This is a genomic window from Blastococcus tunisiensis (assembly GCF_900112815.1).
Classification (GTDB): Bacteria; Actinomycetota; Actinomycetes; order Mycobacteriales; family Geodermatophilaceae; genus Blastococcus_B; species Blastococcus_B tunisiensis.
The window spans coordinates 252079-264771 of sequence record NZ_FOND01000002.1 but is presented as its reverse complement, the minus strand read 5'-3'; the positions used below and the strand labels follow the sequence as shown (position 1 = coordinate 264771).

Annotated in this window: 12 protein-coding genes; 8 read left to right on the top strand and 4 right to left on the bottom strand. The window is 74.7% G+C overall.

The annotated features are described in order from the left end of the window. Window positions 1–2 precede the first annotated feature (2 nt). Window positions 3–398: a cold-shock protein gene (locus tag BM142_RS25745; RefSeq protein ID WP_092195425.1), complete on the bottom strand. Its 396-nt coding sequence runs from the start codon at window positions 396–398 to the stop codon at window positions 3–5. A 149-nt stretch (window positions 399–547) separates the two neighbouring features. Here BM142_RS25745 and BM142_RS03745 point away from each other — a divergent pair, with 149 nt between their 5' ends. Genes BM142_RS03745 through BM142_RS03730 form a run of 4 tightly spaced genes read left to right on the top strand, consistent with a single transcriptional unit; the run spans window position 548 to window position 2385 of the window. Further along, window positions 548–901 (top strand): YidH family protein, encoded by a 354-nt coding sequence (locus BM142_RS03745; protein WP_092195424.1) that lies wholly within the window; start codon window positions 548–550, stop codon window positions 899–901. Then, window positions 898–1227: a DUF202 domain-containing protein gene (locus tag BM142_RS03740; protein ID WP_254790512.1), complete on the top strand. Its 330-nt coding sequence runs from the start codon at window positions 898–900 to the stop codon at window positions 1225–1227. Before BM142_RS03745 ends, BM142_RS03740 begins: the two co-directional genes overlap by 4 nt. Before the next feature lie 19 nt (window positions 1228–1246). Further along, window positions 1247–2014, top strand: coding sequence for an endonuclease/exonuclease/phosphatase family protein (locus BM142_RS03735; protein ID WP_092195423.1), 768 nt, complete (start codon window positions 1247–1249; stop codon window positions 2012–2014). Window positions 2015–2064: 50 nt separating this feature from the next. Beyond that, complete coding sequence (locus BM142_RS03730; RefSeq protein WP_139228753.1) at window positions 2065–2385, top strand: hypothetical protein; 321 nt, start codon at window positions 2065–2067, stop codon at window positions 2383–2385. Window positions 2386–2490: 105 nt separating this feature from the next. Here the strand turns inward: BM142_RS03730 and BM142_RS03725 are convergent, their stop codons facing one another. The 3 genes from BM142_RS03725 to BM142_RS03715 all read right to left on the bottom strand — a co-directional run bounded on the left by BM142_RS03725 (window position 2491) and on the right by BM142_RS03715 (window position 5066). Further along, window positions 2491–4149: an AMP-binding protein gene (locus BM142_RS03725; protein ID WP_092195421.1), complete on the bottom strand. Its 1659-nt coding sequence runs from the start codon at window positions 4147–4149 to the stop codon at window positions 2491–2493. A 76-nt stretch (window positions 4150–4225) separates the two neighbouring features. Beyond that, window positions 4226–4453 carry a hypothetical protein gene (locus BM142_RS03720; RefSeq protein WP_092195420.1) on the bottom strand — a complete coding sequence of 76 codons (228 nt, stop codon included), beginning with the start codon at window positions 4451–4453 and terminating at the stop codon, window positions 4226–4228. A gap of 91 nt (window positions 4454–4544) precedes the next feature. Then, window positions 4545–5066 carry a hypothetical protein gene (locus tag BM142_RS03715; RefSeq protein ID WP_092195419.1) on the bottom strand — a complete coding sequence of 174 codons (522 nt, stop codon included), beginning with the start codon at window positions 5064–5066 and terminating at the stop codon, window positions 4545–4547. A gap of 51 nt (window positions 5067–5117) precedes the next feature. Here BM142_RS03715 and BM142_RS03710 point away from each other — a divergent pair, with 51 nt between their 5' ends. The 4 genes from BM142_RS03710 (at window position 5118) to BM142_RS03695 (ending at window position 12600) form a co-directional block, all read left to right on the top strand. Beyond that, window positions 5118–7391, top strand: coding sequence for a helicase C-terminal domain-containing protein (locus tag BM142_RS03710; RefSeq protein ID WP_092195565.1), 2274 nt, complete (start codon window positions 5118–5120; stop codon window positions 7389–7391). A 34-nt stretch (window positions 7392–7425) separates the two neighbouring features. Beyond that, window positions 7426–8715 (top strand): class I SAM-dependent methyltransferase, encoded by a 1290-nt coding sequence (locus BM142_RS03705; protein WP_092195418.1) that lies wholly within the window; start codon window positions 7426–7428, stop codon window positions 8713–8715. Window positions 8716–8816: 101 nt separating this feature from the next. Next, complete coding sequence (locus tag BM142_RS03700; RefSeq protein WP_092195417.1) at window positions 8817–10502, top strand: DNA repair helicase XPB; 1686 nt, start codon at window positions 8817–8819, stop codon at window positions 10500–10502. Between the two features lie 310 nt (window positions 10503–10812). Continuing rightward, window positions 10813–12600, top strand: a complete 1788-nt coding sequence (locus tag BM142_RS03695; protein WP_092195416.1) for a DEAD/DEAH box helicase — start codon at window positions 10813–10815, stop codon at window positions 12598–12600. Window positions 12601–12693: the final 93 nt, after the last annotated feature.

The following is a 12693-nucleotide window of genomic DNA, read 5'->3' as shown; positions in this document are numbered from 1 at the left end:
GCTCAGGCCTCCAGGTCGGCGGCGACCGCGCGGAGCACCGAGCCGATCTTGCGGGACTCCGCCCGATCGGGGTGCCGGCCGTGGCGCAGGCCCTCGCCCACGTCGTCGAGCAGCTTGATCAGGTCCTCGATGATCGGGACCAGCTCGTCGGGCTTCTTCCGGCTCTTGGCCGCGACGGCACCGGCGACCGAGGGCAGCGGGTCGAGGACGCGCACCTGCAGCGCCTGGTCGCCCCGCTTGCCGGCGACGATGCCGAACTCCACCCGCTGGCCCGGCTTCAGCTCCGTCGTCCCGGCGGGCAGCGCGTCCTTGTGCACGAACACGTCCGGGCCGTCCTCGCGCGCGAGGAAGCCGAAACCCTTCTCCGGGTTGAACCACTTGACCTTGCCGGTGGGCACGTTGGCTTCCTCAGTCACTCGCTCGCGGATCCGGCACGCGGCCGGGGGACGACGGCGGCACGGGCCGCTCGCCCCCAGGTTAGCCGCCCGCACCGGGGCCCCGGACCGGGCTTTCCGCGCCCGGGGAGCCGGAGCCCTAGCCTGACCGGGTGCCCCCGCCCCCGGAGACCAGCGGCCACCCCGACTACCGGTTCACCCTGGCCAACGAGCGCACCCTGCTGGCCTGGCTGCGCACCGGGCTCGCGCTGGTCGCCGGCGGCGTCGCCGTGGCGACCTACGCCCCCGAACTGGGCGTTCCCTGGGGCAGCGCCGCGATCGCCCTCGCGCTGGTGCTGGTGGGCCTCGGGACGGCGCTGGCCGGTTACTGGCGCTGGCGGGCGAACGAGGCCGCCATCCGGGCGGGCGGGCCGCTGCCCGAGGGGTGGGTGGTGCCCGCGCTGACCGCCGCGGTCGCCGCCGTGGTGGTGGTCGTCGCCGTCCTGGTCGGCCTGGAGGTGCTGTGACCCCGCCGGCACCACCCGGGGTGCCCGTGGAGCGCACCGACCTGGCGTGGCAGCGGACCGGGCTGGGGATCCTGGCGGTCGCCGGGCTGATCGGCTACCGGGCCGTCTCCGCGGAGCAGCCGGCCCTGCTCGTCACCGCGGGGATCGCCGCGCTGGTCGGGCTCGGGGTCCTCGGCGGGCTGGCTCCGGCCCGCGCGCGGTTCGTCCGGCGGCAGCGCGCGCGGGACGCGGACGTGGCGGCGCGGCGCTCCGTCGCCGCCGTCACCGCGGCCGTGGTGGCGATCTGCCTGGCGGCCGCGGTCGCCGTCACGGTTCCTGCCGGCTGACCCGGGCACAGGACCGTCCGTGCGCATCGCGACGTTCAACGTGCTCCACGGGCGCTCCGTGGACGACGGCCGGGTCGAGGCCGGCCGGCTCTCCGACGCCGTGAAGGCCCTCGACGCCGACGTCCTCGCCCTGCAGGAGGTCGACCGCAACCAGCCCCGGTCGCACGGAGCGGACCTGACCGCCCTGGCGGCCCGGGCGATGGGCGCCGTCGCCGCGCGCTTCGTGCCCGCCCTGACCGGCACGCCCGGCGGCGCGTGGACGGTGGCCACGGGCGAGGAGCACCCGGATTCCCCCGGCTACGGCGTCGCGCTCCTCTCCCGCTACCCGGTGCTGTCCTGGGACGTCGTCCGGCTGAGCGCGGCACGGGCCGGCCTGCCGATGTGGCTGCCCGGCACCCGCCGGCCGATCCTGGTCCGGGACGAGCCACGGGTGGCCGTGACGGCGGTGGTCGACGGACCGTCCGGGCCGTTCACCGTGTGCACCACCCACCTGTCCTTCGTGCCGGGCTGGAACCGCCGGCAGCTGCGGCAGGTGGTGGCCGGCTTCTCCGGGCTCCCCGAGCCGCGGGTGCTGCTGGGTGACCTGAACATGACGGCCCGCCCGGCGGCGCGGGTCAGCGGCCTGCTGCCCCTCGCCGCGGCACCCACGTTCCCGGTGCACCGCCCGAGGCGGCAGCTCGACCACGTGCTGGCCGGCGGCGGACTGCGGGCCACCGGTCCGGTGGAGGCGCCGCGGCTGCCGCTGTCGGACCACCGGGCACTCGTCGTCCCCTGCGGGCCGAACTGACTGTTACCCGACGACTCGCGCACCCGGCCGCGCTGCGCCACGATGCGATCATGGCCAGCACAGGTACAGCTCGCGTGTTCTCGCTCGTCGCCACGGTCGTGCGGGTCGTGTGCTCGGTCGTCGCCGCGCTCATCGTGGCCCACGCGGTGTTCGTCCTCTTCGAGGCCAACCCCACCAACGTGCTGGTGGAGTTCACCGCCGGCTGGCGGAACACGTTCGGCTGGTTCACCGAGGACCTGTTCACCCCGTCGGACCCGAAGATCGCCGAGGCGATCAACGACGGCCTGGCCGCACTGATCTGGGTGGTCGCGGGCAGCCTGCTGTCCAAGCTGATCGTCCGGCTGACCCCGACCTCGAAGGCCCGCGCCTGAGAAACACCCCCTGCCCCCCACCGCTCGCAGGCTCGCGGCGGGCCCCTGCAGGGGGCCGCCTTACGCCGGGCCGCCTTGCGCAGGGCCGCCTCACGCGTGGGGGCTTTATGCGTTGCGGATCTCGGCGGCGGACTGCAGGCCGAGTTCCTCGACCGAGACCTGCCGCATCTCGACCTTGCGGATCTTGCCGGTCACCGTCATCGGGAACTCCTCGACGACCTTGACGTAGCGCGGCACCTTGTAGTGCGCCAGCTTGCCGGCGCAGAACTCGCGCAGCCCCTCGGCGGTCAGCGGCTCGGCGCCGGCGCGCAGCCGCACCCAGGCCATCAACTCCTCGCCGAACCGCTCGTCGGGGACGCCGATCACCTGGGCGTCGACCACGTCGGGGTGGCTGTAGAGGAACTCCTCGATCTCCCGCGGGTACACGTTCTCCCCGCCGCGGATCACCATGTCCTTGATCCGGCCGACGATGTTGAGGTAGCCAGCCTCGTCCATGACGGCGAGGTCACCGGTGTGCATCCACCGGGCGCGGTCGATGACCTCGGCGGTCTTCTCCGGCTCGTTCCAGTAACCCAGCATCACCGAGTAGCCGCGGGTGCAGAACTCCCCCGGCTCGCCGCGCGGCACGGTGAGGCCGGTGGCCGGGTCGACCACCTTGACCTCCAGGTGCGGGTGCACCCGCCCGACCGTGGCGGTGCGCCGGTCCAGGTCGTCGTCGGCGCCGGTCTGGGTGGACACCGGCGAGGTCTCGGTCATGCCGTAGCAGATGGTCACCTCCGTCATGCCCATCTCGCTGACCACCCGCTTCATCACCTCCACCGGGCACGGCGAGCCGGCCATGATCCCGGTGCGCAGCGACGAGAGGTCGTAGTCGGCGAAGTCGGGCAGCCCGAGCTCGGCGATGAACATCGTGGGGACGCCGTACAGCGAGGTGCAGCGCTCCTCCTGCACCGCCCTCAAGGTCAGCGCGGGGTCGAAGCCGGGCGCCGGGATGACCATCGTCGCGCCGTGCGAGGTGGCCGCCAGGTTGCCCATGCCCATGCCGAAGCAGTGGTAGTACGGCACCGGGATGCAGATCCGGTCGGCCTCGGTGTAGCCGCAGCCCTCGCCCACGAAGAACCCGTTGTTGAGCAGGTTGTGGTGGGTGAGCGTGGCGCCCTTCGGGAAGCCCGTCGTCCCGGAGGTGTACTGGATGTTGATCGGGTCGTCGGCGGAGAGCTCGGTCTCCCGGCGGACCAGCAGCTCCCGGTCCCCGGCGCGGCCGGCGGCCAGCAGCGCGTCCCACTCCGGGGAGCCGAGGAAGACCACCTCGCGCAGCGCCGCGCAGCCGTCGCGGACCTCGGCCACCATCGACCGGTAGTCGCTGGTCTTGAACTCCGGCGCGCTGACCAGCACCGAGATGCCGGCCTGCTCCAGCACGTAGGACAGCTCGTGGGTGCGGTAGGCCGGGTTGATGTTGACCAGGATCGCGCCGAGCTTCGCCGTCGCGTACTGGACGAAGGCCCACTCGGCGCAGTTCGGCGCCCAGATGCCGACCCGGTCGCCCTTGCCCACGCCGAGGCGGTCCAGGCCGAGCGCCACGGCGTCGACCTCGGCGACGAACTGCGGGTAGCTGAACCGGCGACCGGTGGCGCACTCGACCAGCGCTTCGTGGTCACCCACCCGCGCCGCCGTCCGATCCAGGTTCGCCCCGATCGTGTCGCCCAGCAGGGGGACCGTGGAGGTCCCGCTGCTGTAGGACGGCAGCGCGGGCGCCATGCTCATTGCTCGGCTCCGCCCTCGTTCCGCTCCTCGGTCGCTGGCGCTCCCTGCGATGCTCGCTCGGGCGTCGCCTGCGCGCTCACCGCCGGCGGCCTTCCGGCGTCTGCACACCCGCCCGGTTGGGCTTGTCGGTCGGGTGCGCGTACCGCAGGGCCTCGACCGGCAGCGGGAAGCTGTGGTCCTGGCCGAACGGCGAGAGCGGTCCGGCGACCGAGGCGGAGAGCTCGGTCAGCGGCGGGCCGCCGTCCTCGGACTGCCCCCAGGTGGGCTCCACCAGGTGCGCGTGCTTTTCGTTGCGCTTGGCCATGTCGCCTCCGTGTCCAGGTGCACCGCGCGGTGCACGTCGGGTCCATCTTCGCGCAGACCGGTGGCCGCGTGCACGCTCCGGTCCGGTCGGGTCAGCGGCGCGCCGCCTTCGCGCCGTACAGCGTGGGCAGCCCGTCGGCACCGAGCACCCACTGGCCGTTCCCCACCGGCGCGGCACGCACCTCGCCGCCGTCGAGTCCCTGCACCGCGCGGGTCCGCCAGACGGCGGTGCTCAGCAGCTGCAACCGCACCGGTTCGGCCGTCGGGTCCAGCTCGTCGAACCCCTCGGGTTCGAAAGCGATCACCGCCGGGCCGGCGATGCGCAGCCGGCCGGTCCGCCACGGCGTGGTGGCCAGGGCCCGCTGCCAGCGGACGGTGCGCAGGAGGGCACCGGCCCCGGCGACGACGCCCACCAGGCCGACGAGCACCAGGACGATCACCGCGAGCCCCAGGCCCGGGACGGTCCGGCCGTCGTCGACGAGCGTGCTGCCGGCCGCGCCCAGCAGCACGCCCAGGACCACCGCGATCACCCCGCCACCCAGCCAGCGCAGCGCCCCCGCCTGGTGGGCGGCGAGCGCAGTGCGGGTGGCGGGGTCGTCGGCGGCCGGGAGCACCTCCTCATGCTGTCAGGAGCCGGCTTGCGTGGACGACGTAGCGTGGACCGGATGCCTCCGGAACACCCTGCGACGCTGGCCGGCTGGCTGCGCACCCGCAGCGACGAGCAGTTGGGCGCGCTGCTGGCGGCGCGGCCCGACGTCGCGCGCCCCGCGCCGTCGGACCTGGTCGCGCTCGCCAGCCGGCTGGCCGTGCCCGTCTCGGTGGACCGCGCGCTCGACGAGCTGGACGCCGCGACCCTGCAGGTGCTCGACGTCGTCCTGCTCGCCCCCACCGACGGCATCACGGCCGGCGAGCTCGTCGCTGGGCTGCCCGACGTCCCCGGCGACGTCCTGACCGCCGGCCTGGAACGGCTGACCACCCGCGCGCTGCTCTGGGGGGACGACGTCCTGCACGCGCCGGACCCGGTGCGCCGCGCCGTCCGCCACCCCGCGGGCCTGGGCCGCCGGGCGGCGGAGCTCCGGGTCCAGCTGCCCGGCGACCTGGCCGCCACGATCGCCGAGCTGGCGCCGGAGGAGCGGGAGGTGCTGGACCGGCTCGCCGGCGAGCGGCCGGTCGGCCACCTCCCCGACAGCCCGAACGGCGGCTCGACCCCCGCCCGCCGCCTCCTCCAGCGCGGCCTGCTGGCCCGCATCGACGCGCTCAACGTGGAGCTCCCCCGCGAGATCGGTCTGCACCTGCGCGGCGACCGGCCCTACGGCCCGCCGCGGCTGCGCCCCGACCCGGAGCGGACCGAGCGGGACCAGGCGTCGGCGGACCGGCGGGCCGCGGGCGCGGCGCTGGAGAGCGTCGGGCGGATCGGCGAGCTGCTGTCCCTCCTCGAGGAGGAGCCGGCGGGCCTGCTGCGCAGCGGCGGGGTCGGCGTCCGGGACCAGAAGCGGCTGGCCCGCGTGCTGCACGTGGGCGAGCCCGAGGCGGCGTGGCTGCTCGAGCTGGCCTACGCCGCCGGGCTCCTCGACGTCGGCGGCCCGCACCGGGACGAGTGGCTGCCCACCCGCGCCTACGACATCTGGCGCGAGCAGGACCTGGCCGACCGGTGGGCCGTGCTGGCGTCGGGCTGGCTGGGCGCGGTCCGGCTGCCCTCCCTGGTGGGGCAGCGGGACGTCGCCGGCAAGGCGGTCAACCCGCTCTCCCCCGACCTGACCCGGCACACCGCGCCGGCCATCCGCCGGTCGGCGCTCGGCGTGCTCGCCGAGTTCCCGGCGGGCTCCGGCCTGGCCGCGACCGATCTCGTCGCCCTGCTCCGCTGGCGCACCCCGCGCCGCGCCGACCGGCTCGCGCCCGTCCCGGGCATGCTCGAGGAGGCCGCCCGGCTCGGCGTCCTGGTCGGGGGCGTGCTCTCGACGGCGGGCCGCGGCCTGCTGGTCCGTGGCGAGGACGGCGCCGCCGACGGGATGCGCGGGCTGCTGCCCGAACCGGTGGACCACGTGCTCGCCCAGCCCGACCTGTCGCTGGTCGCGCCCGGGCCGCTGGTGGCCGAGCTCGCCGACACGCTGGCCGTCGTCGCCGACGTGGAGTCCTCCGGTGGTGCGACGGTGTTCCGGGTCTCGGAGTCCAGCGTCCGCCGCGCGCTGGACTCGGGCTGGTCGGCGTCGGACCTGCACGACTTCTTCACCCGGGCTTCCCGGACGCCGGTGCCCCAGGCGCTGGACTACCTGGTCGATGACGTCGCCCGCCAGCACGGCCGGTTGCGGGTGGGCTCGATCGAGTCCTACGTCCGCTCCGACGACCACGGGCTGCTCTCCCAGGTGCTCAACGACCGCCGGACCGCGGCCGCCGAGCTGCGCCGGCTGGCCCCCGGCGTCCTGGTCAGCGGCCTGGGGGCCGACGAGGTGCTGACCGTGCTGCGGGAGGCCGGGTACGCGCCGGCCGGGGAGCAGGCCGGCGGCGCCGTCCTGACCCGGCCGCCGGCCCGGCCGCGGGCGATGGGCCGGCGCACCGGCACCGACTCCTCCGCCGCGCCCCGCCCGCTGGCGGCCGACGAGGTCGCCGGCACGGTCCGCCAGATGCGCGCCGGGGACGCCGCGCTCTCCGCCCGCCGGGGGGAGGCCGTGCGCCAGGTGCCCGGCGTGACCACCGCGACGACGCTGGAACTGCTCTCCCGCGCCGTCCGCGAGGGGTCCGCGGTCTGGCTGGGCTACGTGGACGCCCAGGGCAGCGGCAGCCAGCGCGTGGTCCGCCCGGTCTCCCTCGTGGGCGGATTCCTGCAGGGCTACGACGAGCGCCGCGGCGAGAACAGCACCTTCGCCGTGCACCGGATCACCTCGGTGGCGCTGGTCGAGGAGGACCAGAAGCCATCGACGGCGCCCGGGGCGGCCCAGTAGCTTTCCAGCCCAGGACGCGCGTGGGAGGGCGCAGATGGCCGAGACGAGGACCGTCGCCGAACGACTGACCGCGGCACTGGCCCCGATCCTGGGGGTGGACCGGTTGCCCGTGCGCCTGCGGGCCTGGGACGGCTCCGTGGCCGGCCCAAGCGAAGCCCCGCTGGTCGTCCTCCGGTCACCCCAGGCCCTCCGCCGGCTCGTGTGGGCCCGGGACGAGCTCGGCCTGGCCCGCGCCTACGTCGCCGGCGAGATCGACGTCGAGTGCGACCTGTACGCCCCGTTCGCCGCGCTGACCGCCCGCGGCCGGCTGGCGCCGGGCGAGTCCCCCGCCCCCTCCCTCGGCGACCGCCTGCAGCTGGTGCGCACCGGTCTGGAGCTCGGGGTGCTCGGCCGCGAACCGCCGCCGCCACCGGAGGAGATCCGCGTCCGCCGGTACGGCCGGCGGCACAGCCGCGGCCGGGACGCCGCCGCCGTGTCCGCCCACTACGACGTGGGCAACGACTTCTACCGCCTGGTCCTGGGCCCGTCGTTGGTGTACTCCTGCGCCGTCTGGGACGACCCGGCCGTCGGCCTCGAGGCCGCCCAGGAGGCGAAGCTCGACCTCGTCTGCCGCAAGCTCGCGCTGCGCCCCGGCTCCCGGCTGCTGGACGTCGGCTGTGGCTGGGGCAGCCTGGCCCTGCACGCCGCGCGCGAGTACGGGGCGACCGTCGTCGGCATCACGGTCTCCCAGGAGCAGGCCGCCCTCGCCCGCAAGCGGGTGGCCGAGGAAGGGCTCCCGGACGCCGTCGAGATCCGCGTCCAGGACTACCGGGCGGTGGACGACGGCCCGTTCGACGCGATCAGCTCGATCGGCATGGCCGAGCACGTCGGGCGCGCGCAGCTGCCGGCGTACGCCGCCACCCTCGGCTCGCTGCTGCGCCCCGGCGGCCGGCTGCTGAACCACGCCATCTCCTGGGTCGGGGAGAGCACCGGGCCGAACGACCGGACCTTCATCGCCCGGTACGTGTTCCCCGACGGGGAGCTGGTCGACCTCGCCGACATGATCGGCGCGCTCACCTCCGGCGGGCTGGAGGTGATCGACGTCGAGCCGCTGCGACAGCACTACGCGCTGACCCTCCGCGCGTGGGTGCGCAACCTCGAGGAGCACTGGGACGACGCCGTGGCGGCGGCCGGCGCGGGCCGCGCCCGGGTATGGCGGCTGTACATGGTGGCCAGCGCGCTCGCGTTCGAGGTGGGCAAGCTGGGCGTCAACCAGGTCCTGCTGCACCGGCCGGGCGGGGCGCCGCCGCCGCTGCGCCCGGACTGGCTCCGCGCGGGGAAGTAAGCACCGCGCCCGGCGGTTACGGTGGAGAGTCCCCGATCCCCCGACGCCGCCCGTGCGCGCTGTGGACCGGACCCCCATCCCGGAAGAGGAATCGACGCCTGGTGAGTGACGGCCCGCTGATCGTCCAGTCGGACAAGACCCTGCTCCTGGAGGTCGACCACCCGCTGGCCAAGGAGTGCCGGGCGGCGATCGCGCCGTTCGCCGAGCTCGAGCGCTCCCCCGAGCACGTGCACACCTACCGGGTGACGCCGCTCGCGCTGTGGAACGCCCGTGCCGCCGGGCACGACGCCGAGCAGGTCGTCGACGCGCTGGTTCGGTACTCGCGCTACCCGGTGCCGCACGCGTTGCTCGTCGACGTGGCCGACACCATGGACCGCTTCGGCCGGCTGACCCTGGCCAACCACCCGGTGCACGGCCTCACGCTGACGTCGTCCGACCGCGCGGTGCTGGAGGAGGTCGTCCGCTCCAAGCGGGTGGCGCCGATGCTGGGCGCCCGCATCGACGAGGACTCGATCATCGTCCACCCGTCCGAGCGCGGCCGGCTGAAGCAGGCGCTGCTCAAGGTGGGCTGGCCGGCCGAGGACCTCGCGGGCTACGTGGACGGCCAGGCGCACCCGATCGAGCTCGACCAGGCCGACTGGCACCTGCGCGACTACCAGCAGGAGGCCGTCGAGGGCTTCTGGGCCGGCGGCTCGGGCGTCGTCGTGCTGCCCTGCGGCGCCGGGAAGACGCTGGTCGGCGCTGCGGCCATGGCCGAGGCGAAGGCGACCACGCTGATCCTGGTCACCAACACCGTCGCCGGGCGGCAGTGGAAGCGCGAGCTGATCGCCCGCACCTCGCTGACCGAGGAGGAGATCGGCGAGTACTCGGGCGAGCGCAAGGAGATCCGCCCGGTCACCATCGCGACCTACCAGGTGATCACCACCCGCCGGAAGGGCGAGTACCGGCACCTGGACCTCTTCGACGCCCAGGACTGGGGGCTGATCGTCTACGACGAGGTGCACCTGCTCCCCGCGCCCATCTTCCGGCTGACCGCCGACCTGCAGTCCCGCCGCCGGCTCGGTCTCACCGCGACGCTGGTGCGCGAGGACGGCCGGGAGGACGACGTCTTCTCCCTCATCGGGCCCAAGCGGTACGACGCCCCGTGGCGCGACATCGAGTCGCAGGGCTACATCGCCCCGGCCGAGTGCATCGAGGTGCGGGTGTCGCTCGACGACGAGGAGCGGATGACCTACGCGGTGGCCGAGCCCGAGGAGCGGTACCGGATCGCGGCGACCGCGCAGTCGAAGCTGCCGGTGATCCGCCGGGTGCTGGAGCGCCACCCCGACGAGCCGTCGCTGGTGATCGGCGCCTACCTCGACCAGCTGGAGGAGCTCGGCGCCGCGCTCGACGCCCCGGTGATCCAGGGGTCGACGACCAACAAGGAGCGCGAGCGGCTGTTCCAGGCCTTCCGCACCGGCGAGATCCGGACGCTGGTCGTCTCCAAGGTCGCGAACTTCTCCATCGACCTGCCCGAGGCGGCCGTCGCCGTGCAGGTGTCGGGCACGTTCGGGTCGCGGCAGGAGGAGGCGCAGCGGCTCGGCCGGCTGCTGCGGCCCAAGGCCGACGGCCGGCAGGCGCACTTCTACAGCGTGGTCAGCCGGGACACCCTCGACAGCGAGTACGCCGCCCACCGGCAGCGCTTCCTCGCCGAGCAGGGCTACGCGTACACGATCGTCGACGCCTCCGACCTGGCCGGCCCGGGTGAGGTCAACGGCCCGGACTGGGTGGACGAGCCCGCCGACTGACTCTCCGGACGCTCGGACCCTGCCCACTCCTGTGGGCAAGGTCCGAGCGTCGGCCACCCCCGTCGGGCTGTGGAGCAGACCCCTCCGTCACGGGCCGTCGAGAACCTCAGGGGCTGCTGTGCAGTCCGGGGCCGGCGGGAGTGACGATCCGGTCCCTCACGGCATGAGGATCGCCACAGCCACCCCTCTTGACTCCGCGTATCCGCAGGTCAGCGGCTCGTTCATGCTCCCTATACGTCGTCGGCGGCGGGGCGCGCGGGAGGCATCCGGTTGGGCGTGTTGGGCCCGCGGCAGAGAAGATGGACCGGTCATGGGGAGCGCAGTGCGAGCGGAGGCCTCGAGCCCGCAGACGAACAGCCGACCGCTCCGGGCGTGGCAGCAGGCCGCTCTCGCGCAGTACGAGGAGCAGTCCCCCAAGGACTTCCTGGTCACCGCCACCCCGGGCGCCGGGAAGACCACCTTCGCCCTGACGCTCGCCGCCCGGCTGCTCGCCCGCCGCGAGGTCGCGCGCGTCGTGGTCGTGTGCCCGACCGACCACCTGCGCATGCAGTGGGCCGACGCCGCCGACGCCATGGGCATCGTCCTGGACCCGGGGCTCACCAACGCCGTCGGCCCGGTGCGCGCCGGCACCCAGGGCTACGTGACCACCTACGCCCAGGTCGCCGGCAAGCCGATGCTGCACGCGGCCCGCTCCACCGCGGTGAAGAGCCTGGTCATCCTCGACGAGGTGCACCACGCCGGCGACGGCCTCTCGTGGGGTGAAGCGGTGGAGGAGGCCTACTCCTTCGCCGCGCGCCGGCTCTGCCTCACCGGGACGCCGTTCCGCACCAAGCCCGACGAGCGCATCCCCTTCGTCCGCTACGAGGAGGACACCTTCGAGGGCGACGACGGCGAGCGCGGCGTCGGCCTGGTCAGCCGCGCCGACTACACCTACGGCTACAAGGAGGCGCTGGCCGACAGCGTCGTCCGGCCGGTCGTCTTCGCCGCCTACACCGGGACGTCGCGCTGGCGGAACTCCGCCGGCGAGGTGGTGGCCGCGTCGCTGTCGGACGCCGGCACCAAGTCGGTGGAGATGCAGGCGTGGCGCACCGCGCTGGACCCCAAGGGCCAGTGGGTGCCGCACGTCATCGCCGCCATGGACGACCGGATCACCCACCTGCGCGAGGAGGGCGGCATGCCCGACGCCGCCGGGCTGATCCTCGCCAGCGACCAGGACGACGCCCGCGCGTACGCGAAGATCGTCCGGCGCGTGACCGGCAAGGCCGCCGAGCTGATCCTCTCCGACGACCCGAAGGCGTCGAAGAAGATCGAGCGCTTCGCCACCGGGTCGGCGCGGATCGCCGTCTGCGTGCGGATGATCTCCGAGGGCGTCGACGTCCCGCGGGCCGCCGTCCTGGCCTGGATGACCTCCTACCGGACGCCGCTGTTCTTCGCCCAGGCCGTCGGCCGCGTCGTCCGCTCCCGGGCGCAGCACGAGTCGGCGACGGTGTTCCTGCCCGCCGTCCGGCCGCTGCTGTCGCTCGCCGCCTCGATGGAGGAGGAGCGCAACCACGTCATGCCCCCGCCGAAGACGGTGCAGGGCGACGAACTGGACCTCGAGCCGCTCCCGCCCAAGGAGAAGGACGAGGAGGGGCTGAAGCAGTGGGAGGCCCTGGAGGCCGACGCCCGCTTCGCCCACGTGCTGCACAGCGGGACGGCGCACACCGGGGAGGGCTCCGGTCCGATCGTGGTGGCCGCCGAGGACGAGGAGTTCCTCGGCATCCCCGGCCTGCTGACCCCGGCGCAGACCGCGGAGCTCCTCTCCAAGCGGGACGACGAGCTGCGGCTGCGGATCGCGGCCAGCCACCGGGCCGACGACGGCGACTTCCTGCTCGTCGAGGACCATCCGGACGAGGACGACGCCGGCCGCTCGTGGCGCGACGCCGCCGAGCTGCGCCGGGAGATCAACCGGCTGGTCAACCGGGTGGCGGCGAAGACCGCGCAGCCGCAGGCCGTGGTGCACACCCAGCTGCGCCAGTCGGTGCCCGGCCCGCCGTCGGCGTCGGCGTCGGTCGACGTGCTGCGCGCCCGCCGGGAGCGCCTGCGCACCATGCTCTGACATCGCGGTCCTCCCGGACCGCACCGCGGTGACATGGCGGTCCTCCGGACCGCACCGCGGCCAGGAGCCGTTCCCCTGACTGCGGAGCCGCTT